The sequence below is a fragment of the Mangrovimonas sp. YM274 genome (assembly GCF_030908385.1).
Taxonomy (GTDB): domain Bacteria; phylum Bacteroidota; class Bacteroidia; order Flavobacteriales; family Flavobacteriaceae; genus Mangrovimonas_A.
Genome location: NZ_CP133091.1, coordinates 2,641,461 through 2,668,460 on the forward strand (window position 1 = coordinate 2,641,461; position 27,000 = coordinate 2,668,460).

Consider the following 27,000-nt stretch of genomic DNA (forward strand, 5'->3'; position numbering starts at 1 on the left):
GTCATCTGCAGATGACGGCTTTGTTTTTTGTTTATTTCTAAACTTTGCCTGAAACTAAAACCACTCAATTTAATGAAAAGACCGCTTTTAAATTAGACACATTTCAATTCCATAAGAGACATTAGCAATAACCATAAATAATCATTTTTGCAGGCCTAAAAATTATTATGGCAGTTTCCTCCATTATAATATTGTATTCGATTATTTGTAACTAATCTATAACAATATCATTTGCAGAAGTAGCATATAGCCCCAATAAGCACCCCGTAAATCCGCCCGCTACATCAGTGGATAAAATATCACCTGACAATGTTCCTCCCAAATTTTCAAAAGCACTTCCATTGATAGCATAAGAAAAACTATAATCATCTCCCTTTGCTGAAATTTTCAACTTCACAGGACTTTTGACATCAATTTTTGTACTTGCAATTACCTCTGAAATAACAGGCCCTTTCCTCCCTGGCCATTTATTTCTTTCCAAAACCAAATAGGTGTCCTTCCCTTTTTTGGTAATACCAAACACATAATTAGATCCTTCATTTTGTAAGGCCACTACACCCGCCAAATCTTTTTCAGATTGTGGTTGATACTGTAAGGTTGTGGTAAAGGAAAAATTATCATGCTGTTGCCTGTGAAATAATGTGGAGGTGGGCTTTGCTTCTTTAATGTGAGTCTCAAAAGGCTGAATTTTTAATCCTTTTTTAGTGATTTCAATAAACTCTTCGCGAGGCCCTCTCAGCCCAATCCAACGATAATCAAGCTTATTTGAGGTAAAATTCTCCACAATCGTGAAATTTCCATTAGGCAAAAAACTATCCTGTCCCGTTTTATTCATAACACCCTTCGGCAGTTTCACTTTGGGTTCTATAGGCACCAATCCGTTCACAAAAACGGGATACTCCCCAGACCAGTCCACAGGCAAAATAAAGGTCTCACGCCCTGTATTTACCCTTCCCTTTTCATTTGGACGTACAGCCAAAAAAACGCCATAATACTCACCATTAGGCCCTTCAATCAGGTCTGCATGTCCTGCCCAATCTACTTTATTGTCCCTATCCTTACCAAAGTAGCGTTGGGTTAAAATAGGGTTACTTGGTGCTGGAATAAATGGCCCTTTGGGGCTGTCACTTTTAAAAATAACTTCGCTATGCCAACCGCCTGTACCACCCTCGGCACACATTAAATAATAGGAGCCGTCTTTTTTGTAAAGATGCGGAGCTTCAATCCAAATTGGTTTTTTAGAAAGATCGACACCGCCGTCCACAATAATTTTGTCTGTTCCATGAATAACTTTATCGTTTTCTAAATCATATTCCCAAATCTTAATAACTCGATGCCCGCTGTACAACTCTTTTCCTTTATCAGGCGCGTCATTATGCACTACATAGGCTTTTCCGTCATCATCGAAAAAAATGGAAGGATCAATACCTCCAAAACCTAATTTGATAGGACTTCCCCAACCTTGTTTAGGATCTTTGGTTTTAACAATAATATTACCGAGCCCACCTGAAAACGCTGTTACTATCATATAGAAAGTATCGTTGTGTGGGTTATAAGTTATTCCTGGCGCATAAACACCGCCGCTAATACCTGTATTGTGAGGGTTAAATTCTGACACATCATCAAGCACACCTCCCAAATCTGTCCAATTCACTAAATCTTTAGAATGAAAAATAGGCACCCCTGGAAACATAGCAAATGAGGAACAAACCATATAATAATCATCACCTTTTTTGGTAATTGCGGGGTCTGGATAACACCCTTGTAAAATAGGTGAGTAAAACTCATTGTCAGCTAGCGGATAGTCTTTATATACTTGATCGTTGCCTTGATAAATTACTTCTGTAAAAAGAGGTATGTTTTTATTTTGGCCTGTCGCCTTAAATATAAACGCAAGCAAGATCATAAACAATACGGATTGACCTTTGTTGGACATATTGAATAATTTAAAATTTGAAATCTTCATTGTTCTAATTCCTTATTTTGACTTTTACTTGAATCTCAAAATGAAAAGGAGTCTCTGAGTTTTGAAATTTCAGCTGAAATCCTGCTTAACCCTCTCAACAGCACTCCTATCTTGATAATTGCTTTGATTTAGTTGGACTGATTTTTCTTGATGTTTTCTATCACTTCAATCATAGAGGCCGTCCACACCTCATCCTCATGTTCTTTGAGATATTCTACTAATTGTTTGTGTGCCTCTAGGGAAACATTCATAGAGTGTTCGCCTCCAACCCCATGAAATAAGAATACTAACAACGAATTGGTTTCCACTGCCTTCTTTACCAAATCAATCATTTGCTCACCTGTTTCACCAACAATAGCATAAGAGTCTATATCGTAAATATCGATGTCTTCTAATTTATGCATTTCGTGTCTAACAGCACGCGCACCCGCTAAATCATCTTTTAAGTCATCAATAAAAAAGTCATTGCCGTTTACCGTGAAATCTCCACAAGTGAATGCAAAAGTTCGATTGGTTTTGCCATCAACAGCCTCAAGAAGTGTATTGTTGATTTTAATTTCATCTACCATACGTTCAACCGTATAGGTACCCATATCGTAATTTTTATTAACCCAAGGGCGCGTGTCTTTCCCTATGCAAGGATGAAAAATAGTATGATTTCCAAGTTCATGACCATTTTGGGCCAAACGCCTCCAATCGTTGATTCTATTTCTAAAAGCATCGGAATAAGTGGACACATAAAAGGTTGCTTTTAACCTATTCTGGTTCAATAATGGCAAGACATGGTCCAAATGCACATTTAAGGCATCATCATAGGTTAAAACAACCGCAGCTTGTTTACCTTGCCAAGGCCTATCATTTAACTTATCGGGATCATAAGTTCTAAATGGAGATGCCGGCAGCCCTTCCTTATTGTAAAGATTAGCTCCCAACGGATTGTCTGCCCAAGCATAGCGAACATATCTTGGATTCTTGACTTCCGGACTGGAAACCTCTACCGTTTCACCTACTATTTTAGCATCCGCCCAAACAAAATATTGGTCTTCTCCAGCAATTTCAAATCTACTTAAAGGTTCATCATCGATAGAGATTAATCCACTTCCCACAAAATCAAAAGACAACACAATTTTACCTCCTACAATTTTTGAAGATTTATAAATAGGCCCAGAATGGACAATATCCTCACCATAAGTCAATTTCATAGCCCCCAGAGCCAACCGTTTTCCAACATCTGCTTTGTTTAGGGGATGGATATCGTTCCATTCGCCTAAATCTATGCCAACAGCCAGAGCTGTATTGGGTAACGATAACGCCTTTAACTGAGCTTCCCGTAACTCTGCCCAATTACTTTCAGTAGGCAAGAAATCAATATCTCCAAAATTAACCAACTGCACAATCAAAAAAGGCAACTCTTCAGCATTCCATTGATTCCTCCAATCGTTTATAAGAGCTTTTAAATAGCCTTCGTAAGCTTTAGGGTTTCCAGTATTTGACTCGCCTTGATACCAAAGTACGCCTTTGATTTTTTGGTTTCTAATTGGCGCAATCATCGCATTATATAACGAGGTTGGTTGGTTTTGTGCATTGATTGGTCGAGACTCATTTTGTCTAACATTGTTGTAATTAAAAGGCTCAAATACCTCTCCAACCTTATATTGCCAAGTTCCTTTTAAATCAATCTCCTGACCTTTTGCGGTTAAATAATAAGGTTTATCTGGAACAAAACCTCCTTTGCCGCCTCTATTGGTAACACGAATAGTTATGATATTTTTTCCTGCTTTTAAAATACCACCTGAAACCGTGTAACGCCTTGGAGGATATTGGTAAGTGATATTACCTACTTTTATGCCATTTACGTAAACCTCATCCGCATTTATAATCCGCCCCATATACAATTTAGCTTCCGCTCCCGTCATGGATTCTGGCACATCGATTTCCTTTCTAAACCACACAACGCCATTTAAGTTTTTTAACCCTTGGTCCTCCCAGTATCCCGGAATATTATAATTGCGCCAACCTTTTGGAATATAGTCCTTTTCAAACCATTTTAGATCTCCTGAAAGACCTTTGTCTGCTGGTGTTGTATTATTGCTACTATATTGGCTGTTGCTGTTTGGTGTTGGCTTGGAATTAAGATGTTTTATATAGTCTTTATTTTCTTGAATCAACTCTAACTGGTTTGGAAATTCCTTATAACCTGCTTCACTAATCCAAGATTCAATTGGTGTACCACCAACACTGGCATTTATTAGCCCTATGGGAATACCATATTTTTCGTATACATCTTTGGCAAAAAAATAAGAAACCGAACCAAATCCCAAAACATCTTCACCAACTGCCGATTTCCATTGTCCTTGAGGCAAATCATTTTGCGGGCCTTCTAAATTAGTTTTTGTGGGAATGAAAAAATTTCTGATTTCCGGATAATTAGAGTGAAATGCTGCTTCTGGATATTTTTCTTTAACCCGCTCTATAGGGTTTACCATATTAGATTGCCCCGAACACAACCACACATCGCCAAATAAAATATCGCTTATTTCAATTTTATTTTTTCCTTGTAATTTCATTGAAAATGGTCCACCTGCTTTTTGTGGAGGCAAATTGATAGACCAAGCTCCGCTGCTATCAGCCTTAGTTCTATATTTTTTATTTTGAAATGTTAAGGTTACAGATTCATATGGCGATGACCACCCCCAAATTTTCACATCTTGGTCACGTTGTAAAACCATACCGTTGCTCACTAATTGAGGAAGTTTTATTTGGGAATATGAAACCGTAAATTGAAAGAAAAGAACAGCTACGAAGGCTATTTTTAATAATTTCATTGGTAAAATGCGTTAGTTTAGTGATACTCTTTCAAAAGTAAGCATTTAATATTATAGATGACAGCTCTTGTTTTGCTAATTGCAAGGCAAATACCAAATAGTTTTGTTAAGGTTTTGAATATTATTCTGATATTTTATAAGTATATTTCGCCTAAACCTATTAAGAGATTTGTTTAAATGAACATTTTGGGGATCTCCGCCTACTACCACGATTCTGCTGCTGCAATTATTGTCAATGGTAATGTATTGTATGCCGCTCAAGAAGAACGCTTTTCAAGAATAAAAAACGATGCTGCATTTCCAGAGAATGCTATTAAATATTGTCTTGATGAATCTGGCATTGGTATCGATGAAATAGACCTCATTGCCTTTTATGACAAGCCGTTTTTAAAATTTGAAAGACTTTTAGAAACCTATTATGCCTTTGCTCCAAAAGGATATAAATCGTTTGCTAAGGCCATGCCGTTATGGTTAAAAGAAAAATTGTTCACGAAACAAGTCATCCGGAAAAAGTTAAAAGAGCTAGGTCAATCAAAAACCAAAAAAATTGAGATCAATTTTCCTGAACACCACTTGTCTCATATTGCCAGTGCTTTCTACACTTCCCCTTTTAAAAAAGCTGCTTATTTAACGGTAGACGGTGTAGGCGAATGGGCTACAACATCTTATGGCATTGCTTGTGGAGAAAAAGGCATTCAAGTATTGGGTGAGCTACATTTTCCGGATTCGTTAGGATTGTTTTATTCTTCATTCACCTATTTTTTAGGTTTTAAAGTTAATTCCGGAGAATATAAAATGATGGGACTGGCTCCTTACAGCAATCCAAAATCCGAAAAGGTAAAACAATACATCGATAAGATAAAAAACAACCTTGTAGACATAAAACCGGATGGATCCATTCAACTCAATAGAAATTGGTTTGAATTTCCCGTTGGACTGCGCATGGTAAATCCAAAAAAATGGGAACCCCTTTTTGATATAAAAAAACGAGACCCAGAAGATCCACTGGAACAAGCGCATGCCGATTTGGCCCTTGCTGCTCAAAAAGTACTGGAAGAAATACTCATCAAACTAATTACGTTTGTAAAGCATCAAACTGGAGAACCAAATTTGTGTATTGCTGGAGGCGTTGCTCTTAATTGTGTTGCCAATTCTGTTTTGTTTAATCAAGGACTTTTTGATGATATTTATATTCAACCTGCCGCAGGCGACTCCGGTGGAGCTATTGGCGCTGCATTGGCAACTTCATATATAAAACAAAGTCTGTCTTTTGAGGGTTTAAAACAACCTTTTAATACTTATTTAGGACCTCAATATTCTAATTTGGATATAGAAAAACTGCTACGAAAACATCAATGCCAATATCTCTTTTTTGAAAAACAAGAAGAACTGATTCATACCGTAAGCCATCACATAGCGAACAAAAAAGTGGTGGGTTGGTTTCAAGGAAGAACCGAATTTGGCCCAAGGGCATTAGGGAACAGAAGTATTTTGGCAGATGCTACAGACCCCGAAATGCAATATAACTTGAACATGAAAATTAAATTCCGGGAAGGGTTTAGGCCTTTTGCTCCCGTAGTTTGTAAAGAAGACTATGACACCTATTTTGAAAAAGGAAAACACTCCTACTACATGTTATTTACCAGTAAAGTTAAAAACACATTAAGAAAACCTTTGCCGGATAATTTTGATGTTTTGGGTTTAGATGAAAAACGTCGCATTCCAAAATCCAAATTGCCCGCCATCACACATATCGATTTTTCTGCCAGAGTTCAAGTGGTACAAAAAGAATTTAACCCCTTGTTATGGAATTTAATTCAATCTTATAAAAAGTATACCGGAATGGGAGTGCTTATAAACACCAGTTTTAATGTAAAAGATGAGCCCATCGTGAATACTCCTGAAGATGCCTATCTTTGTTTTATGAAATCAGGTATGGATGTCCTTGTTTTAGAAAACTATCTAATTGTAAAATAAATGGAATTTATTATTGAGTTTTTTCAGTTTTTAAAAGAAAGAAAAAAGTGGTGGTTGATACCCCTTATCATAATTTTTGTGATTTTTGGGCTGCTTATTTTTTTAACCAATAGCACAGCACTCGCTCCGTTTATTTATTCTATCTTTTAAAATATGACTAAAGAAAAAGGACAGGAAACCATAATTGTATTAGCTTTAGTTTGCCTTGTCGCCTTTGTGAAATTTGAAGCTCTTTGGCTAATTTATGTAGCATTAAGTTTTCTTGTTATTAGTTTGTTATCTAAAAGACTAACTATTGCCATAGGAGCTTTATGGCTTTCTTTTTCCCATTATTTTGGTTTGATAATGAACTATTTTATCATGTTCTTTATTTTCTATTGCATTCTAACTCCCATATCCTTTTTTCAAAAGTTGTTTGGCCATAACCAAATTTTAAAAAAGAATAGACGTGGCTCTTACTTCCATGCAAAAAATCATTATTACTCCAATAACGATATTGAGAAACCTTGGTAATAATATTTAGTTGGTATTCTGATAGAAATTCCCTCTTTACCTTTTTTATAATTAAATCAACTAACTGAAGCAATAGCGACTAAAGTATTTGTCAATTTGAACTGACAATTATATTCCTATTTCTATACGATCTACCAAGTTGATCTACATTATTCAATAGACGATAAGTTCTTATCATGTTCTCCTGTTTTAAGTTTATAATATCGAAAATATTCATCTGTGTTAGTAACAACCCATAAATCCATCTACAAAAGTTTTTAATAAAAAAATGCAGGTTTTGCTAGATAGTAAAAAATTTTAAACAATCGGTTGCTTAATACGATCTATTGCTTATATTTGTTAAATTAATAATATTGAGGATTAATTTTTACTAAATCTTTATTTAAAAGCTATTTTAATTAAAACTTAAGAAATCGCTTAAATAAAATTTAATTAATCCGAAAGATTGGTTGAGATAGACGATAACCTATTTACAACATTTTTAAACTATTTCAATATGGCTTGTAGTTCAGATATATTATAAGTTGATTAAAACGATACAACTAACCTTAAATTCTAAAATTATGCCAAAAACTCTAAAATTTATCAGTAAAATTTTTGCAATTTTTGCGATTATTTTTGCAACAAGTTGTTCAGACGATGATGATTTTTCCCCTGTCGTCATTGAAAGTATTACGTCTGATCATTTTTATCCTGGTGAAGATGTAATTCTGACGGGAAGAAACTTTGATGATGTTTTATTTACTTTTCTGGAAAACAATCAGGTCCCTTTTCAATTGGAAGGTGATTCTATAATTTTCATGCTACCAGAATCATCTGCTATTGGAAACACGCTGCTTACTTTAGTAATGGCTGATGGTTACACAGTAACTGCCGATATAGAAGTTGTGGCTAGACCTTTTCCCATTATTCAGGCAGTATCCCCTAATATAGCAGAGGAAGGAGCTCAAGTTACCATTACGGGAACATCTTTAAACAATCTAATATCGGTAACAATTGGAGAGGTAGAAGCTAGTGTGGTGTCGTCTACAGCTACAGAATTGATTGTTACGGTTCCTGCAGGTCTTGCACAAAATGTACCCACCGAACTTAAAGTGGTTACAAACGGTGGTGAAGCAGTACCTACTTTACCGTTTTATGTTGGTACAAATTTACTTTTGAATGGAGATTTAGAATTGGGTAGTGGTGATGATTTTAACAATTGGGGTAAATGGAATGGAGGTGACGGAATGACCGCCACAACCGCTTCCGGTGAAGCCTATTACGGCAGATCGTTACGTGCTGAGGCTGCCGGTGGAAACCCTTGGAATACTCAGTTTGTAAGCGATCCTGCTCCTACAGAAGTAGGTTCGGAATATACTTTGTTTATGTATATCAAAGCCCAGCCGGGAACTCCTGGCGATGGTGGAAACATCAGATTTTCAACAAATCCAGACGCTCTTTACAGCGGTAATTATGACATCACTGGTGAATGGCAACAAATTGAGTGGTCTTTTGTTGCAAATACAACGCAAACAAGAGCTGTTCTAGATTTAGGCGTTGTGGCAGGTGCCGTATATTTTGTAGATAACATTACGTTAATTAAAACAGGGACACCACCGCCACCACCAATCAACACAAACGGTAGCTTTGAAGATTCCGATCTAGGAGCCGCAGACAACATTGCAGGCTGGGGAGGCTTAAATGGAAACCTAGTAAGTGGTGAGATTACGGATGTCCATAGTCATGATGGCGATAAAAGTCTTAAATTAACCATTAACGATATAGGAGCCAACCCTTGGGACATTCAACCTACTTCAAGCATGACTGTGGTAGATGGCGAAACCTACCATTTAAGCGTTTGGTTTAAAGGTAACGGAATAACGAATATTAAAATTGCCATTGACCAAGGAGGTGATCCCGGATGGCTAGAATGGGCTGCACCTGAACAAGGATTTCTTGATAACGAATGGACTGAGATTTCTTATGATTTTACTGCTGACACAACAAATAGCAGTGATGGTAACGCAAGATTCGCTATAAGTATGAGTTACTCAGGAAATGTTGGAGGAGTTATTTATATAGATGATTTGGAAGTAACCCCTGCCCAATAACATTAGCCCCAATAAAATAACTAAGATATACAAAACCGTTTGTCAATGACAAACGGTTTTTTCTTTGACATACCGATAGATAAAAAATAATTTAAGGCGTTTTAAGGAGCTAAAACAATGTAGTCTTTACCGTTTATCGGTTCATGGATTTCATACGCTAAAATCTATCTATAATTACGTTCAGAGCTAAAGTATAAACTTCATCTTCTGTCTACTTTATTCAATTTGACAGTCCATGACTGCTAGAATAAACTTTAGAACAAATCCGGACTAGAACTTGGGGAGTTAACTTTAAACAAAAAATACAAATCTTTTACATTTCTAATCTAACCTCCTCTGGCTGTATGGCTTGAGTAGCATCTTCTATTAATTCTTTCAAATTAGGCACCTCCAACCCTCTATTTCTAGCTTGCGCAAGTGTTTTTTTAGCTTGTTCCATTTGATTGGATTTTATATACGCAGTTGCCAATTCTTCCGCAGATTTACTACTATTTTCAAAATAATGATATCGATATAAATAGAAAACAGCTCTTTTGTAATCCCCTTTCTTCATACACATGTTTCCTGCCATTTGATAGACTGCTCCCTGCTCCGGATATTCAAAAATCAAAGATTGTGCAATGTCCAAACCTTTTTCATACTCTTCATCATGTTCATACATTTTATACGCAGTTGCCATGGCATGGTCCCATTTCATAATATCCATATTAATATCTTGTGCCATTTTTATTTCTGTGTATTTATTTTTCAAATCTTTATTAATAATGGAATCCCTTTCCTCCGCAATTTGATTAATATTATAAGGCCACGATTGTTTAAGTTTCTCTATAACCATGATGCCTTGAATGGAATCAATTTGAGAAACAGGAATATCTTGTATGGCGTCTTCATATGCGATATAATTTTGCCAACCATCCAATAATTTAAGTTCTTTTATTTTATTGTAAAAAGCATCTGCCATTAAAAACTGGCCTTTAATATTGGGATGTACGTGCTCTGTCATTAACTCGTCTCCTACAATTCCATTACTAGAATGTGTTTCAAAAACAGATTTCATATCTACCAATGATGTGCTGTATTCGTGAGATAATCCTATAATCGATTCGTTTATTTTTTCAGGCGCCCTAAACCTTAAAAGATCCAATTCTTTAGCGAGATGTAAATACTTTTTAGCGGAATCCCTATTTGTTTCCAAATAAAATGTACCCAAACTATAAGCGGCATGCGCATTATTTTGTGCTATTTTTTTAGCTAAGGGATTTTGTTCATTAACAGCTTCATTAAATTCCTCTATGTTGGGAATAGTGTCGCTGATGAAAGGAATAATATCCCTTTCGTTACTTACAAGGGTTGATAAAATTACGGGGATATCGTGCCTTTTGTATTTGGATAAAACCTTCTGCAAATTATTTCTATATTGCTCAACACCATCTAGGTATACTTTAGAATTAAACGGAATACGCTGCTCCTTAGCCATTACTTCCATTAAAGTTGTGGTTCTATTGGAGGGTTTTTGAGCACTTGAACTAGCAATTTTATAGTAAGCCTGTTCAAATAGTTGGAAAAAGCGCATCTCTTTTAACATGAGGTATGAGCGTACTATCGCGGGGTAGGAACCATAAGAAATTGAAGAACCTACTCCTAACGCCCCATAATACTCATTATGTCCTGCATAAATAATAACCAAGTCAGGCTTTTGTTCTATAATATCATCAGCTAAATCTAACAATGTGTATGAGTTCACCGCAGTCATTCCCGTATTTATAACTTCTATATTTTTGTTGGGAAATGTTAGGGCCAATCGGTGTTTTAACATTCTAGGGAATGAACCTCCTTTATAAAATGGAAATCCTACCACGGTTGAGGCCCCTTGTACAAACACCCTAAATGTACTGTCCGTTTTAGTTTCTAGGAATAAATCGGATTGATTATCAGCTCGCAAGTCATTGTCTTTAAAGTACTTTCTTGCCATATGCTTATTCATCACCAAATAATCTGGCTTGTCTTCCATCGACACTCTATGGAATAGTTGATAATCTTCACCATAGCCGGCTATCCTCAATAGCATTTCGATAATCAAAATGAAAATAACCGGTAAAAACACAGCAGTAAATTTAAAGATGGTCTTTTTTTTCATAATCGATAAAAATATCTTAAAGCTTATTTTTTTGTGTTTGTAAACGCAATAATAAAAGTATATAAAAAAAACTGCCCATTGTTTTAGATTCTAAAACAGTAGACAGTTTTTTACTTAAAACTAATTCAAAAATTTAATATTCTAATAGCCAGGATTCTGGTAAGCTGCTTTGTCTGCTTCAGACATATCCAAATTATCCAATTGACCTTGAGGTATTGGTCTTAAATAATGATGAGGCTGAATACTTCTGGTTGTTACTGCTGGTTGGTGATCTGCAGCATCATTACCTCCAATTTCATAAGAGTCTGCCAATTCGTTCCATTTTTGAGTACGAACTAAATCATACCAACGTTGGCACTCTCCAAAATATTCTCGCGAACGCTCAGCTAAAATATAGTCTACATCAATAGTTGCAGGGGTTGCAGCCATCATAGCAGAGCTATTATCTTCCATACGTTCTTGCTGCTCTCCATTATCAAATCTCCATTTTCCAGCACGTGCACGAATCACGTTTACCAAATCTCGTGCAGTATAACTTCCAGATGCCCCTTTAACAGCAGCTTCTGCAGCCACTAAGTACAGTTCTGAAAACTTTGCGATAGGAAAAGGACGGGTTAATGCGCCATTAGGAGACCCTAAACCACTGGTATGGTCGGTACGATAAGTTCCTAACTTCCACAAACCAGGATAAAATCTTCTGTTTATCTCATTTAAATTAATTACGTAATCTGATCTTCCAGGAATTTGTCCTCCTCCAATATTTCCGCCGTTAACACTATAATCAACAGAAGGATCATAATCATCCAAAAATGAAACAACGGGATCTCCAGGAGCTATTTCCATTCCATTAGCTGCTGTTATGGTTGGTGTTGTATCACCACCTTTATCCCAGTTACCTCTATAACTGGTTACAAAAGTACCGTCATAGCGAGAATCAAGTTCTTTTTCGGCAAACGTTTCTGTAAACACTTTAACAGGTGGTGCCATACGGGTCCACGGTCTTCCATAGCTTTGTGCCGCCTCACGTTGTACAGCCGAAACATCATCAACAGAAATAGTTGTATAGTTTGATGTTACCATCCAAACAGCTGTATTAGGACCACGACCATCCGTTGGTCCAGACCATCCTAAATCTGCGCCTCCATTATAAATTTGACTATCCTCAGTATGATCGGCATACAGCATCATTTCACTGTGACGATCATTAGAGGCAAGGTGAACATCATAAAAGTATTCCTGTAAAGAATAAGGACCAGGGTTATCGATTCCCTCAACTGCCATATCATAAGCTTCCTGAAAGTAATAGGAAGCACTGTTACCATCTGGATCTGTTCTAGATGTTTCAGGATACGTAGGAATTCCATTAGGATTCTCCAACCACCATCCATAAGTTAAATAGGCTTTAGCTAAATACAATCGAGCCGTATTTTTGGTTACCGCTCCTGTTACCCTTTGGTTATCAGGTAAATCATTAACAGCTATTATTAAGTCTGGGATAATTGCTTTTGTATAAACTTCGGCTACCGTATTACGTACAGAAGTTCTAACTGCAGATTGATTAAACACCAATTCTCCTGACCCCAAATCCAATGGTACACCTCCATAAGTTTGCACCAACAAGAAATAGTAAAAAGCCCTAAAGAATCTAGCTTCGGCAATTAGAGAATTATCAAGGCCAACGGCTTCTGCATTCTCAATGATGCCGCTTGCTGTATTGATGGCAGGAAAAGCAGACGACCAAACTTGACCAACTATATAACCACTATCAGGAGTTAAACTACCTTGGCCTGCAAAATCCAAATCATAAAAGTTATTATTGGCACTCTGGGCAGGCACATATTCGTCTGTTCCTGTTTCTGCGGTACTCATAAAGTATGCAAACCCGTATATGGACCTTAAGTTTTCATACAAATAAGTCAACCCTCCTTGAACCCCCAATTCAGATTCAAAAAACTCAGGGGTAAATTTCCCTCTTGGCTCTTCTTCCAATATATCATTTGAACAAGAACCTAGCAATAATGCGAGAGATAGCATTGCTACTGATATATATTTTATTTCAATCTTTCTCATCATAATTATTTTAAAATGTTACGTTTAATCCAAGCATAAAGTTTCTTGTTGTAGGAACATTGGTTCCAATTGTCGGTATTCCTCTAGAAATATTGGTCGTATTTACTGCTACGTTTTGACGCGTTCCATTATTATTAACTCCTGAATTGGTTTCTGGATCCATCCCAGATTCGTCATGAAAATCTGAAAATAATACAAATGGGTTTTGTACCGTTGCATATAGGCGAAGTCTTTCGAACCCAGCTCTTTTAAATGCGTCCTGTTCAAAATTATATCCCAATGTCATGGCGCGCACTTTTAAATAAGACCCGTCAAAATACCCTAAAGTACTAGCATATTTTTGGTTATCCCCACTTTGTATTCCTCCCGGCGCCGGATATTTGGCATCGGTATTGGTAGGTGTCCAATAATCAACATCCACATTATTTGTTCTACCCGTTAATAAATTAAGATAACCATTACCAGAATATAAGGTACTTACAAGAATACCGCCGCTTTGGAAAGCTCCTACCATACTAAAATCTAAATTCTTATAAGCAAAACGGGTACTGAAACCACCTTGAAAATCTGGGGTAGGGTCTATAATTTTTCTATCATCTGGACCAATTTCCCTTACAGGAGATCCATCCTCATTATACTCTCCAGTATAGCGCACTTTAATCATACCGGCATTACCACCTGGCTCTAAAGTTTGTAGATATTGATAATCTGGGTCAGATTCATTCCAAAGCCCTATATACTCATAATCATAAATCACATTAATTGGAGACCCCACAAACCAAAGAGCGCCTTCGTTTTCAGTTTGGCCTGTAGTCAATGAAACAATTTCGTTTTCATTGCGATAAAGGTTGAACCCTACATCCCATGAAAAATCTTCATTTTGTATAATGGTACCATTAAGCGCTATTTCAAAACCTTTGTTTTGAGTCTCCGCAAGATTACTGGTTACACTGGATACACCAGAGGTGTTAGGCAGAGGAAGGCTATATAAAATATCGCTGGTATCTGTAATATAGTATTCAAACGAACCTGATAAACGGTTTCTAAACAAATCAAAATCCAAACCAAAGTTATAGGTTTCTGAAAACTCCCAACCTAAACCTGGATTAGGCAATTGGGTTACATAGTAACCTGTAGCATATACGTCATCAAAGTTGTAATTTACTGTACTTAAAGTACCCTGAACTGAATAAGGCTCCACGGCCTGATTAGAAGTCTCTCCATAACCCGCACGCAGTTTAAGTAAGTTTACCCACTCCACATTTTCCATAAAAGCTTCATTACCTATGTTCCATCCTACGGAAACTGCCGGATACGTAAACCACTTATAACCAGGAGCCAATCTAGAAGAACCATCTGTACGCACAGTAGCCGTAATCATATAACGTCTGTCGTATTGGTACATAGCTCTGGCCATGTAAGATAACAACCCATTAACACTGTAACCGGTGCCATAGCTTGTAATATCTTCAGAAAGTGCTGAATCCAAATTATACCATAAGGAATACTCATCTGGAATATTTCGAACCGTTAGGCCTACATTGTCATATTGCGTTTCTTGTGACGAGAACAATCCAACAAAATTAACCTCATGCTTTTCAGCAAATGTTCTATCAAAAATTAATTGGTTTTCTATTACATAATCTCTTGTAATTGAGCTATTGTAGCTTGCAGAAGAAGGATTTTCTGGGTTATAGTTAAACACTCCCTCACCTGTAAAGTTACCATCTCTACTGGTGCGAAAATTCAATCCAACATTTAAACGATATTTTAAACCTTCAAGCCAAGGAATCTTAACTTCCCCATAGATATTGTTGTAAGAACCAAAATCCAGCTGCTCATTAGCTCTACCGTCGCCAATTCGGTTAATTTCATTCCTCGTAGGAATCCATAATTGGTCGGCCTCCGTTTGAAGGCGAACAGATTCAAGAAAATTCCCGTTTTCATCATAAGGACTTAAAAGCGGTGATGCACCTAATGAAATACCAACATAACTACTAGCTTTATTGTAGTTTGTTACCGAATTTAAACCGAAACGGAATAACGTACCAACCTCCTGGTCAATCTGAGCCCGCAAGGAATACCTTTGAAAATCATCTCCTGGCACAACAGAGGTTTCTTTAAAATACCCTAAACCAACATTATAAGACCCCTTTTCGGTTCCTCCCTGCACACTTATATCATGTGAAGTTTGAAGCCCCGTACCATATAACAAATCTTGCCAATCTGTATCATTAGAAAGGGCCTCATCCCCTCCCATGTTAAATAGAGGAGTTCCATTATTGTTAGCTGCAACATCTGCCCGTAATTGAATTAATTGAGCGGCATTCATCATCGGGTATTTAGCAAAAACCTCTTTTGTTGCATAATAGGTATTGTATGAAAACCTTGCTTTTTGCCCTTTAGAACCAGACTTTGTGGTTATCAAAATAACACCATTTGCTCCCCTTGAACCATAAATGGCTGTAGCGGAAGCATCTTTCAAGATGTCCAGACTTGCAATGTCGTTGGGATTAATGTCACTAAGCCCTCCAGAAAAAGGAATCCCATTAAGAACAATTAATGGATCATTGTTTCCCGAAAGTGAACGCACACCACGAATACGGATTTGTGGCGAGGCACCTGGTCTGGTACTGGTATTGGAAATTTGAACCCCAGCAGCACGTCCTTGAAGCGCATCCTGAAAATTAGCCGTTTGTACTTGGTTTAAGTCTTCCCCTTTAATGGAAACCATAGACCCGGTAACAGCTTCTTTTTTCTGAGTACCATATCCTACTACAACAACTTCCTCTAGTTGAGCAAGATCTTCTTGTAAGGTAACATTAATGGTACGCTGTCCATCAACAGCAATTTCCTGAGTAACATATCCAAGATAACTAAAAACTAAGGTCGCATTAGAACCAACATTATTTAGGGTATAGTTACCATCAAAATCGGTAGCGGTTCCTGTTGAAGTTCCTTTTACAATAATACTAACGCCTATCAAAGGGCCATTGGCATCGGCAACCTTTCCCGAAACACTCACCGTTTGTGCGTTTGCTGCCAAAGCAAAGGCCATGAGCAGCAATGTTAATAACCCCTTTTGGAGTTTGTTCCTGTAATTACTTTTGATTTGATCGGTCATTTTGTCAAAATATTAATTTAAGGTCTGTTAATTTAAGGTTATGGTATTTTTAACCTAGTATAATTTTGTTTTTGATAAATATACGCAAATATTTCATTTACTCAATCGGTTGCGTTATTTTTTTGTTAATTTTTTACAACAACGCAATGCATATCAATAATTCAAGCGGAATTAAATTACGATATTCGCATAAAAATCAGTATTTTTACATATGTTAACAGTTGCTGATTTTATCATTTTCTTCTAATTCGTTAACCTTAGTTCAACTTTTTTAAAGCGTTCCGTCATGAAAAAACTACTTTCCTTATTAGCAATTTCTATGTTTATTGTGGCCTGTAACAACTCAAAATCCTCCAAAGTCACGGAAGCTATGGAGCCTTTAAAAAAAGACAACCTAGTCCCAAAAAAATCTTTGGAAGGAGCTTGGGAATTGGTTAGTTTTTATAATTATGAAGACAACAAAATAGTAGACTCCTTTCAAACCCGTGAAGGCTATAGACAGGTAAAAATGTATACCAAAACCAAAGTCATGTGGTGTAAAAATGTGCCCTCAGATTCCTCGGAATGGTTTGGTTATGGCCGTTACGAAATTAATGGAGATACACTCACCGAAGTGCTAGACTATGGCTCTAGAGTCATGACCAAAATTATCGATTTAAAAACCGCATTCAACAACGAACTACATTTGGGAGAAGACAGCTTTACCCAAATTGAGATTGACGATGAAGGAAATCGTATTTATTCAGAAAACTACCGACGTATCGAGTAAATGGTCATATTGACCTCTACCCCTTTAATTTACCCTACAAAAATGTTTGAACCTTAAATACATCGGTTTGACCTTACCCACCTTATTTCTATTTCAAAAAATAACTCTAGGCTTACATTCCTTTTGATTATGCCTTCCAAAAGAAACGCCTTCAAAACCAACATCCCAACACCCTCTTAACAAACACATTATAAGATACTTGAAAATATTAACACATGTTATCAAGTATACTTTTTTAAAATTTTGCAACATAAGCCATTCAAACTAAAAAATTCACAAATAATTCCGATTAAACCAAAAACAACTTCACAATAAGCTAATTATCAACACTTTGCGATAAAAATTTAACTTGATTTGTTTATATTAGACACAGATTACCAGTCCCACTACCATTCTCCCCCCCTACTTTACAGCTATTAATCAATAACCTTTTAATTAATCCCAAAAATCATGAAACAACAACTTCACCCACTAAAGTTGTTTTTATTGTTGTTACTGATGCCTTTATGCTCTTTCAGTCAGGAAAAACCAAACATTTTGGTTATCTGGGGCGACGATATTGGTACCTGGAACATTAGTCACAACAACCGCGGTATGATGGGCTACAAAACCCCAAACATCGACCGAATTGCTAAAGAAGGCCTTGCCTTCACCGATTATTATGCACAGCAAAGTTGTACCGCCGGTCGGGCAGCTTTTATTGGCGGCAATGTGCCCGTAAGAACAGGAATGACCAAAGTAGGACTGCCAGGAGCTGCCCAGGGTTGGCAAAAAACAGATGTCACCATGGCAACCGTTTTAAAAAGTCAAGGTTATGTCACTGGACAATTTGGAAAAAATCACCAAGGTGATTTAGACGAACACCTTCCTACCATGCATGGCTTTGATGAATTTTTAGGAAATCTATACCACCTAAATGCCGAAGAAGAACCTGAAAATTTTGATTATCCAAGAGATATGAAAATGAAAGACGGCAAAACCTTTTTGGAAAAATATGGACCAAGAGGAGTGCTTCATTGTTTGGCCGATGGCAAAGGAGGCCAACGTATTGAAGATACTGGACCTTTGACAAAAAAACGCATGGAAACCATTGATGACGAAACCGTAGCGGCAGCTAAAGATTTTATCAGAAAAGCGGTAAAAGACGGCAAGCGCTTTTTTGTCTGGTGGAATGGTACCCGTATGCACTTCCGAACCCATGTTAGGGAAGAACATCGCCATCCATGCAATGATGAATATACCGATGGTATGATAGAACACGACGGCAACGTTGGAGAGCTCTTGGATTTATTGGATGAATTGGGCATTACTAACAATACGGTGGTGATGTACTCCACAGACAATGGTCCTCACTACAACACTTGGCCGGATGCGGGGACCACACCTTTTAGAGGCGAGAAAAACTCCAACTGGGAAGGCGCTTACCGTGTACCAGCCTTTATTAAATGGCCCGGACATTTCCCTGCTGATAAAACTTTAAACGGGATTGTTTCCCATGAAGACTGGCTACCAACATTTGCAGCCATTGCAGGCGCTACAGACATTAAGGACAAACTAAAAAAAGGTGTCTCCTTAAATGGCAGAAGCTATAAAAATTATATCGATGGCTATAACATGGTTGATTATCTCTCCGGTAAAACAGAAGAGTGTCCTCGCCACGAATTCTGGTATGTGAACGATGATGGACAAATTGTTGCCGCACGATATGATGATTGGAAAATTGTCTTCCTTGAAAATCGTGGTGAAAAATTTGGCGTTTGGATGGAACCATGGGTGGAACTCCGTGTCCCACTAGTTGAAAACCTTAGACGAGACCCTTTTGAAAAAGCTCAACACAATTCCAACACCTATTACGATTGGCTTTTGGACCGCGCTTATGTACTGGTTCCTGTTCAAGGTTTGGCTGCCAATTTCTTAATGACTATGAAGGACTATCCGCCTAGTCAAACTCCAGGCTCCTTCAATTTAAGTTCTGTTGAAGAAAAACTGAAACAAACCATAGGCGGCAATTAAAATGATTTTTAAGAGAGAACTATTCCAGTAACTTCTATTTAACATATCGTTACTGTCAAAAAAAAAGAGCCTTTAAGGCTCTTTTTTTTAGTGATGCATCTCAGAATGCTCTTCTGCTTTCACTTCCCCTGATTGGTTCATTGCCATACTATGGTCGTATTGGCAACAACCTGGCAAATTTTTGTAAGCCTCTTCATCCCCTGATACTTGCTCCGTATCATATCCGGAAGCTGCAATAACTTGATGAATAGCCATTACATCGGTTTTAGAACCATCAAAAGACACATCTATTTTCTTTTTATCCACATCCCAATTGGCACTGGATACCCCATCCACCTTGTTCACCGCCGTTTCAATGGTGGTTTTACACATTCCGCAATTACCTCGCACGCCAAAAGACACATCGGTCATGGCGATGTCTTTGGATACTTCAGTTGTTGTTACTTCAGCCTCTTGTTTGGCCTCTTGCTTACAACTTGTCAATCCCAATGCCACTATAGCGGCAACACTTAAAATTACTTTTTGCATTGTTTAAAATTTATTGATTATTACTTAAGTTAATTTATTCTATGATTTCAGTGACTTCACCACAACTTAGCATGGCATTTCCAAAATAAGGGTTAATGACCCTTTCTTCCTTGCTCAACCAATAACCTCCTTTATTGTCATCAGCCATTGGACAAAATTCCACATACACTTTTTCAGTTACCCCAAAAAGCTGAACGGTATGGATGAGCTGCTGTGATAAATACTTGAAATGATCCCTTTGCGTTTTTAAATCCTTAGATTTTGAAATGGACAAGGCCGAAGAATTCAAAGTCTTTTCCAATGACATCCATTGCGTATGGGCGTTTCCTTTAACCAAACTCATATCTACACCTTCCAATTCATTCAACATAGTTTTCGAGGCAAGGGTAATATATTTTGCATCCTCCTTAACCAAAGCATTTTTAAGGTCAATATAAGCATCGTACACCTGCTGTAACTGTTGCTGAAATTCCTTAGAAACAGTCAATCGTTTGTAGGTCGCCATTTCATTTTCAGGAGTACTTTCTTTATCGCGTTCCAATCCCCCATGACCTCCATGCCCCGTGGGGACCTTTCCTCCTGCCGCATTCATCATGGATTTCTTCCCCTGCAATTGTGCCGCAGCATCCACCGTAAAGGTACCATTGCTTACAATTTCGTTACCTGAATACAGACCTTCCAATACTTCAAATTGGTCTCCACTACGATTGCCCAAAACCACCTCTCGCATTTCAAAAACAGGTTGATTCGGGTTGGTTTTCACATACACCACTGAACGTTTTCCTGTCCAAAGAACGGCAGAAGCTGGGATACTTAAGGAAGTTTTGCCTTCTGCTACTTTATGAATTTGCGCCTCAACAAACATCCCCGGTTTCAGTAGTTTGTCTTCATTATTCAAAACGACTCTTAAGCCAACCGTCCTTGTTTGGCTATTCAAAACAGGATCGATAAAATCTACAGTACCTTGAAATTCTTTATTGGGATAGGCATTACTGCCAATCATCACTTCCTGCCCGTTTTTAAATAAATCCACCTGATTTTCGTACACGTCAAAATTTGCCCAAACCGTTTGGAGATTGGCTATTTTCAATAAAGGCTGCCCTTGTTTGATGTAATCGCCTTGACTTACCAATTTTTCAGTCACCGTACCAGATACGGTAGCATAGACCGGAATATGTTCCTGAACGTTTCCTGAAGTTTCAATGGCATCAATTTGCTTCTCTGAAAGTTTCCATAGTTTCAGCTTATTCCGAACCGCCTGGTACAATGCCGGTTGTGATGCTTTTAAAGACGCTGCCGTGAGAAGTTCCTGTTGGGCAGCATACAATTCAGGTGAATAAATAGTAGCCAACAATTGCCCTTTTTGCACGGTTTCTCCCGTAAAATTTACATTAAGGCGCTCAATGCGCCCCGACACATAAGACACTTGTACGGCATTGGCCGCTTCATTTTCAACAATCCTACCTGATAATTTAGTGGTTCTTCCTTTTCCAGTTCCTTCACCAACAACACTGGTTTGAATATTAGCCAAGGCCATAGCATTATCCGTAAGCTTAAATTGGTCTGCTGTGAGTCCGTCTGCCCCTGCCTCGGCAGGAATTAAATCCATACCACAAATAGGGCAATCCCCTGGTTCTGGTTGCATGATTTGAGGATGCATGGAACAGGTCCACATTTGAGTATTCGCCTGATGTTCTTCTTGACTTGGCTGAGTAAGCTCTTTCGAGCTTCCGCCAAACAAGAGCCAGCCCAACAGTACCCCAGTCAAGAGCACCACAACATATAAGAACAGTTTATTAGTTTTCATTTGATTTTTTTTTAGTATTAATACTAGCCTTCCTCAATTTGATACCTTTCGCCAATAGCTTTTAAGGCCGTTTGAAATAGCTCAACAGAATAGGTTTCTCCATTTCAATTGCGGCCTGTGCTGCTTCCAGATCCACAACAACCTGTACTACCCCATCCACTTTGGAGAGGATTGTTGCCACATGACTGCTGCAACCGCTACAGGTCATTCCTTGTATAGAATATATTTGTTTCATGAGTTACTGAATTAAATAATTGATGATACTGCTTTGTATATAATAACTTCTAACCACCTCTATTTGGGCCATTTGAAACTTTAATTGCAATTCCTGAATATCCAACACATCCTTAAAATCTATCGTCCCCGTTTCATAATTTTTTATAAGAATAGTTTCAGCATCCTTGGCCTGTTGTAAGTTTTTTGATTGTGTCCCATAACTGATTCGCGCTGAAGCCCGTTCAGTAAGGACTTTATCCAACAAGGTTTCCAAAGTATTGAGACGGGCTTCTTGTTCAAATTGAAGCTCCTGTTGTTGCAAGGCATTCTGTTTGGACACAGAAGCATGCTTTCTATTGAAAATAGGAATGGATAGTGAAACCATGGGCATGAAAATATCCTTTCCATTATCGCTAAAATCCATATCCGGACGCTTCTCCACATTGATATAATCCAAACCAAAACCAATCATGGGACTGCGCTCCTTTTGATTCAATAAATTGGACTGCTCAACAGATTGATAAAGCTTTTCAAACTTCAACAATTCCGGGTGCACTTTTAAATCTTCCGCAGATACTTCAAAATCTTCCGACGGAATGTACAATTCATCAACAACCGTAATAGGAACCTCCTGTTCTCTGTTAAGCAAATTGTTTATGTTGCTTTGCTCTGCTATAAATTGTTGCTGCAAAATATCCTTTAACTGCTGTAAATCATTCTGGCGCATTTGCAAACGCAGCACATCCACAGCAGAAGCTTTCCCAACTTCAACGGAGGTCAAGGCCATCGTTTCATAACTCTCCAACAACTGTATTTGCTCCTGTAACACAGCTTGCTTCGCTTGATTGGCGTACAAATTGTAATAGGATTGCGATACCGAAGCCATCAATTTTCTTTTTGCAATAACAATATCCTCATAATTGGCATCGGCCAAAGAGGCGACGTATTGTTCACGAGATGCAATGGAGCCAAACCAAGGCAGCATTTGCTTTACGGACACTTTAAAACGTTGGGCTCCCGTTCTAGTTTCTGGCTCGCTCACAAAGTAACCTGCTCCAAATTCGGTATTAGGCAATGTGTTCACCTCATTCACCTTTTCTGAAACCCTTTGATACTGCAACTCAAATTTTTGAATTTCGGGGCTATTGGCTAGGGCTTCATCAATAAGCGATTGCAATTGTTGTGCATTTGCAAAGAGACTCAGGAAAAAAGCACCAAGAGTCAAGGCGATTTTTATGGATACTACTCTGTATGTCATTTTACTGTTCTTTTAAGTTGAAGTTCCGCTTTCCAGCAATACAATACGGGGACCACAAACAAGGTAATTAAAGCTATCAGCATCCCCCCAAAACTTGGAATGGCCATGGGAATCATGATATCGCTCCCTCTCCCTGTAGAGGTCAAAACCGGCAACAGAGCCAATAAGGTAGTAGCCGTGGTCATAAGGCATGGACGGATCCGTTTTTCTCCAGCTTCCACCACAGAAGTCCGTATTTCCTCTATATTATCTGGGGTATTTCTATGAAACGTCTGGGTTAAATAGGTGGCCATGACCACACCGTCATCCGTAGCAATACCAAATAGGGCAATAAACCCAACCCATACGGCCACACTTAAATTAATAGGGTGCATTTGAAACAAATCCCGAAGGTTTTCGCCAAAAACAGTAAAGTTTAAAAACCATGTTTGACCATACAGCCAAATCATGATAAAGCCACCGGCAAAAGCCACAGCAATCCCTGTAAATACCATTAAGGATGTCCCCACCGAACGAAACTGAAAATACAGTATCAAAAAGATAATAGCGAGAGCCAAAGGCACCACTACCGACAAGGTTTTTTCGGCACGCAATTGGTTTTCATAACTTCCCGTAAATTGAAAATTAATCCCTTTAGGCACTACCAACGTTCCTGAATCAATAGCTTTTTGAATCACATCTTGTGCATTTTCAACCACATTCACTTCGGCATAACCATCTAATTTGTCAAACAAGACATAGCCTACCAAAAAGGTATCTTCACTCTTAATCACTTGCGGTCCCTGTTCGTACCTGATACTAGCCAACTCACTTAAAGGAACAGGACTCCCTGAAGCAACGGGCACATAAATCTGTTCCAAATCTCCTGGGTTTGCCCTCAATTCCCTAGGATAACGTACCCGTACCCCATAGCGTTCCCGACCTTCCACAGTTTGAGTCAATTCCATACCACCTACGGCTACTTTCAATACATTCTGTACCTCTTCAATACTCACACCATAACGGGCCAATTGCTCTCTATCAATATCAATCAACAGGTAAGGTTTCCCTACAATCCTATCGGCAAAGACAGCTTCAGTTTTGACACCGTCCGCCTGTTTGAGAAGGGTTTCCAATTGCATCCCAAAAGCTTCTATTTGTTTCAGCTCCTGGCCTTTTATTTTAATTCCCATGGGAGCACGCATCCCTGTTTGCAACATGACCAATCGGGTTTCTATAGGTTGTAGTTTTGGAGCAGAAGTCACCCCTGGCAATTTGGTCACCCTCACAATTTCATCCCAAATAGCATCTGCCGATTGAATGCTCGGTCTCCAGTTACGGTAATAAAGGCCATCCTCGTCCGGAATAAGTTGAGATCTATCGACCTTCGTTAAAACAGCATTTTCCGAAGTATTCGGATTGGCTATCCAACCACCTTCCTTGAGTTCAAACAAACCTTCCTCATTCACTTTATAGCGTTGGCGCTCGCCGTGTTCATTCAACATATATTCAGGTTTGTATTGAATGATATTTTCATACATAGACAACGGTGCTGGATCTAAGGCGGACTCTGTTCTTCCTGCCTTACCTACCACCGTTTCAATTTCCGGAATGTTGGCCACAGCCATGTCCAATTGCTGTAAAACGCGCTTGTTTTCCGCAACGCCGGAATGCGGCATCGAGGTGGGCATTAACAAAAAGGAACCTTCATTTAAAGAGGGCATAAATTCTTTTCCAGTATGTTTCATAATGAAAACGCCCGCAACAATAATGGCTGTAGGAATACTTAAAAACAATAATTTATGATGTAAGCACCACCTTAAAATACGCGTATAATACCTTAAGAATAGGGTAAACACCCCTAACAATCCAAAACAGATAATCCCGACAAAAACAAGGTTCATTATGAAGCTTTCACCAACACCTAACGGACGCCAATATTCAGCCAACAAAAACACGATGGCTGTTGCTGAAATGAAAACATTTACGAGTTGCTGTTGACGACTATCGATTTTACCTTGCAGATGCAACAAGCTTATAGCCCCAAATGCTATTAACATCAAGCCCAACCAATACCCATAGAAGACAGACGCCAACCCCAAAACGATTAACAGACCATTGAAAAAGTATTTCAATTGTGTTTTAGCTCCTTTTTTTCTAAATAAAAATGCAGCAAAAGGAGGAATTAAAAACAGTGCGACAATAATGGAGGCTGTCAAAGCAAAAGTTTTAGTAAAAGCCAAGGGCCTAAACAGTTTTCCTTCTGCGCCAACCATCGTAAACACAGGGATAAAACTAATAATGGTGGTCATGACTGCCGTAACAATAGCACCGGACACTTCCGATGTGGCATTATACACCACTTGGTTTATGGAAAGCCCTTCCTTATTTTCATCCAAATGCCTTATGATATTTTCCGACAAAATGACCCCTACATCCACCATGGTTCCAATAGCAATGGCAATCCCCGATAGGGCGACAATATTGGCATCTACCCCGAAAAATTTCATAGCTATAAACACCATCAATACAGCCACAGGTAATAGCCCTGAAATCAGTACCGATGCACGTAAATTAAAGACCATTACGATTATTACCAGAACGGTAATCAAAATTTCCAAGGTCAAGGCCTCGTTGAGCGTTCCCAGGGTTTCTTGGATAAGCTCTGTGCGATCATAAAAAGGTACGATAGTTACTTGTGAGGTTCGGCCATCGGCCAAAACCTTGGAAGGCAAACCAGCACTCAACTCCTTAATTTTATCCTTGACCTTAGTGATAACTTCCATAGGGTTGGCTCCATAGCGTGCCACGACCACACCACCAACCACCTCGGCACCTTCCTTATCCAATAAACCTCTTCTAGCGGCTGGCCCCACAGATACTTTGGCGATGTCCTTTATCGTAATTGGTGTAAAATCTTCTGAAGTAACAACCGCATTTTCGATATCTGAAATGCCTTTTACATATCCCAATCCTCGAACCAAATATTCGGCTTGATTAATTTCAAGGGTCTGCGCTCCAATATCTTTATTGCTCTCCTTAACAGCCTTTACAATTTGCCCTAAGCCAATCCCATATTGGCGCATCAATTCTGGATCCACATCAATTTGATATTCCTGAACGTAACCCCCAATGGACGCCACTTCAGACACGCCACTTGCAGACGACAAAGCATATTTAACATAGTAATCTTGTATGCTTCGCAGTTCCTGTAAATCCCATCCCCCAGTAACCTTACCCTGCTCATCGCGTCCTTCTAAAGTGTACCAGAAGATCTGGCCCAATCCAGTGGCATCTGGTCCCAAAGCAGGACTTACGCCTTCCGGCAACAAACCGCTTGGCAATGAATTGAGTTTTTCGAGAATGCGACTTCTACTCCAGTAAAATTCTACATCCTCTTCAAAAATGATATAAATACTGGAAAAGCCAAACATAGAGGAACTACGGATGGTCTTAACCCCCGGTATTCCCAATAACGAGGTGGTTAGCGGATAAGTAATTTGGTCTTCAATATCCTGCGGAGACCGCCCGTCCCATTTGGTAAAAACAATTTGCTGGTTTTCTCCAATATCGGGTATGGCATCTACCGCTACAGGGTTTCGAGGCAACACCCCCAGATCCCAATGAAAAGGTGCATTAACCATTCCCCACCCTATAAATAGAGCCAATAACAAAACGGCTACGAGTTTGTTTTCTATTAGAAATTTGATGCTTTTATTGAGCAT

16 protein-coding genes are annotated in these 27,000 nt (G+C 38.4%); 6 read left to right on the forward strand and 10 right to left on the reverse strand.

The genetic code is table 11. From position 1 onward, the window contains the following. Positions 1 to 211 precede the first annotated feature (211 nt). Positions 212 to 1,936, reverse strand: coding sequence for a glycoside hydrolase family 43 protein (locus tag RBH95_RS11375; protein ID WP_307899709.1), 1,725 nt, complete (start codon positions 1,934 to 1,936; stop codon positions 212 to 214). Positions 1,937 to 2,094: 158 nt separating this feature from the next. After that, positions 2,095 to 4,791: a sialate O-acetylesterase gene (locus RBH95_RS11380; RefSeq protein ID WP_307899710.1), complete on the reverse strand. Its 2,697-nt coding sequence runs from the start codon at positions 4,789 to 4,791 to the stop codon at positions 2,095 to 2,097. Positions 4,792 to 4,968: 177 nt separating this feature from the next. Between RBH95_RS11380 and RBH95_RS11385 the strand changes: the two genes are divergently transcribed. From RBH95_RS11385 to RBH95_RS11400, 4 genes are all read left to right on the forward strand, one after another. Further along, positions 4,969 to 6,768 carry a carbamoyltransferase gene (locus RBH95_RS11385; RefSeq protein WP_307899711.1) on the forward strand — a complete coding sequence of 600 codons (1,800 nt, stop codon included), beginning with the start codon at positions 4,969 to 4,971 and terminating at the stop codon, positions 6,766 to 6,768. Then, complete coding sequence (locus RBH95_RS11390; RefSeq protein ID WP_307899712.1) at positions 6,769 to 6,918, forward strand: DUF5989 family protein; 150 nt, start codon at positions 6,769 to 6,771, stop codon at positions 6,916 to 6,918. It abuts the gene before it with no gap. Between the two features lie 3 nt (positions 6,919 to 6,921). Further along, positions 6,922 to 7,281, forward strand: coding sequence for an SxtJ family membrane protein (locus RBH95_RS11395; protein ID WP_307899713.1), 360 nt, complete (start codon positions 6,922 to 6,924; stop codon positions 7,279 to 7,281). A gap of 563 nt (positions 7,282 to 7,844) precedes the next feature. Beyond that, on the forward strand, positions 7,845 to 9,374 hold the full coding sequence (locus tag RBH95_RS11400) for a carbohydrate binding domain-containing protein (protein WP_307899714.1): 1,530 nt from the start codon (positions 7,845 to 7,847) through the stop codon (positions 9,372 to 9,374). Between the two features lie 313 nt (positions 9,375 to 9,687). Here the strand turns inward: RBH95_RS11400 and RBH95_RS11405 are convergent, their stop codons facing one another. From RBH95_RS11405 to RBH95_RS11415, 3 genes are all read right to left on the reverse strand, one after another. Then, positions 9,688 to 11,511 carry a tetratricopeptide repeat protein gene (locus RBH95_RS11405; protein WP_307899715.1) on the reverse strand — a complete coding sequence of 608 codons (1,824 nt, stop codon included), beginning with the start codon at positions 11,509 to 11,511 and terminating at the stop codon, positions 9,688 to 9,690. 141 nt (positions 11,512 to 11,652) lie between these two features. Then, positions 11,653 to 13,581, reverse strand: coding sequence for a RagB/SusD family nutrient uptake outer membrane protein (locus RBH95_RS11410; protein ID WP_374047831.1), 1,929 nt, complete (start codon positions 13,579 to 13,581; stop codon positions 11,653 to 11,655). Between the two features lie 10 nt (positions 13,582 to 13,591). After that, entirely contained in the window at positions 13,592 to 16,705 is a 3,114-nt protein-coding gene (locus RBH95_RS11415) for a TonB-dependent receptor (RefSeq protein ID WP_307899717.1), read from the reverse strand. 286 nt (positions 16,706 to 16,991) lie between these two features. Between RBH95_RS11415 and RBH95_RS11420 the strand changes: the two genes are divergently transcribed. Both RBH95_RS11420 and RBH95_RS11425 read left to right on the forward strand, forming a co-directional pair. Further along, the gene (locus RBH95_RS11420; RefSeq protein ID WP_307899718.1) at positions 16,992 to 17,474 is read left to right on the forward strand and encodes a hypothetical protein; all 483 of its coding nucleotides are present in this window, start codon (positions 16,992 to 16,994) and stop codon (positions 17,472 to 17,474) included. 450 nt (positions 17,475 to 17,924) lie between these two features. Then, positions 17,925 to 19,487, forward strand: coding sequence for an arylsulfatase (locus RBH95_RS11425; protein WP_307899719.1), 1,563 nt, complete (start codon positions 17,925 to 17,927; stop codon positions 19,485 to 19,487). An 87-nt stretch (positions 19,488 to 19,574) separates the two neighbouring features. Here the strand turns inward: RBH95_RS11425 and RBH95_RS11430 are convergent, their stop codons facing one another. From RBH95_RS11430 to RBH95_RS11450, 5 genes are all read right to left on the reverse strand, one after another. Continuing rightward, on the reverse strand, positions 19,575 to 20,015 hold the full coding sequence (locus tag RBH95_RS11430; RefSeq protein ID WP_307899720.1) for a heavy-metal-associated domain-containing protein: 441 nt from the start codon (positions 20,013 to 20,015) through the stop codon (positions 19,575 to 19,577). Between the two features lie 34 nt (positions 20,016 to 20,049). Beyond that, positions 20,050 to 21,822, reverse strand: coding sequence for an efflux RND transporter periplasmic adaptor subunit (locus RBH95_RS11435; RefSeq protein WP_307899721.1), 1,773 nt, complete (start codon positions 21,820 to 21,822; stop codon positions 20,050 to 20,052). A 61-nt stretch (positions 21,823 to 21,883) separates the two neighbouring features. Next, entirely contained in the window at positions 21,884 to 22,057 is a 174-nt protein-coding gene (locus RBH95_RS11440) for a heavy metal-associated domain-containing protein (RefSeq protein WP_307899722.1), read from the reverse strand. Between the two features lie 3 nt (positions 22,058 to 22,060). Continuing rightward, on the reverse strand, positions 22,061 to 23,296 hold the full coding sequence (locus RBH95_RS11445; RefSeq protein WP_307899723.1) for a TolC family protein: 1,236 nt from the start codon (positions 23,294 to 23,296) through the stop codon (positions 22,061 to 22,063). Further along, positions 23,293 to 27,000: an efflux RND transporter permease subunit gene (locus RBH95_RS11450; protein WP_307899724.1), complete on the reverse strand. Its 3,708-nt coding sequence runs from the start codon at positions 26,998 to 27,000 to the stop codon at positions 23,293 to 23,295. Before RBH95_RS11450 ends, RBH95_RS11445 begins: the two co-directional genes overlap by 4 nt.

Bases quoted from the DNA above. Each gene is read 5' to 3' on its own strand.
- RBH95_RS11375 (WP_307899709.1), bottom strand. From the start codon at position 1,936: ATGTCCAACAAAGGTCAATCCGTATTGTTTATGATCTTGCTTGCGTTT.
- RBH95_RS11380 (WP_307899710.1), bottom strand. From the start codon at position 4,791: ATGAAATTATTAAAAATAGCCTTCGTAGCTGTTCTTTTCTTTCAATTT.
- RBH95_RS11385 (WP_307899711.1), top strand. From the start codon at position 4,969: ATGAACATTTTGGGGATCTCCGCCTACTACCACGATTCTGCTGCTGCA.
- RBH95_RS11390 (WP_307899712.1), top strand. From the start codon at position 6,769: ATGGAATTTATTATTGAGTTTTTTCAGTTTTTAAAAGAAAGAAAAAAG.
- RBH95_RS11395 (WP_307899713.1), top strand. From the start codon at position 6,922: ATGACTAAAGAAAAAGGACAGGAAACCATAATTGTATTAGCTTTAGTT.
- RBH95_RS11400 (WP_307899714.1), top strand. From the start codon at position 7,845: ATGCCAAAAACTCTAAAATTTATCAGTAAAATTTTTGCAATTTTTGCG.
- RBH95_RS11405 (WP_307899715.1), bottom strand. From the start codon at position 11,511: ATGAAAAAAAAGACCATCTTTAAATTTACTGCTGTGTTTTTACCGGTT.
- RBH95_RS11410 (WP_374047831.1), bottom strand. From the start codon at position 13,581: ATGAGAAAGATTGAAATAAAATATATATCAGTAGCAATGCTATCTCTC.
- RBH95_RS11415 (WP_307899717.1), bottom strand. From the start codon at position 16,705: ATGACCGATCAAATCAAAAGTAATTACAGGAACAAACTCCAAAAGGGG.
- RBH95_RS11420 (WP_307899718.1), top strand. From the start codon at position 16,992: ATGAAAAAACTACTTTCCTTATTAGCAATTTCTATGTTTATTGTGGCC.
- RBH95_RS11425 (WP_307899719.1), top strand. From the start codon at position 17,925: ATGAAACAACAACTTCACCCACTAAAGTTGTTTTTATTGTTGTTACTG.
- RBH95_RS11430 (WP_307899720.1), bottom strand. From the start codon at position 20,015: ATGCAAAAAGTAATTTTAAGTGTTGCCGCTATAGTGGCATTGGGATTG.
- RBH95_RS11435 (WP_307899721.1), bottom strand. From the start codon at position 21,822: ATGAAAACTAATAAACTGTTCTTATATGTTGTGGTGCTCTTGACTGGG.
- RBH95_RS11440 (WP_307899722.1), bottom strand. From the start codon at position 22,057: ATGAAACAAATATATTCTATACAAGGAATGACCTGTAGCGGTTGCAGC.
- RBH95_RS11445 (WP_307899723.1), bottom strand. From the start codon at position 23,296: ATGACATACAGAGTAGTATCCATAAAAATCGCCTTGACTCTTGGTGCT.
- RBH95_RS11450 (WP_307899724.1), bottom strand. From the start codon at position 27,000: ATGCTCAATAAAAGCATCAAATTTCTAATAGAAAACAAACTCGTAGCC.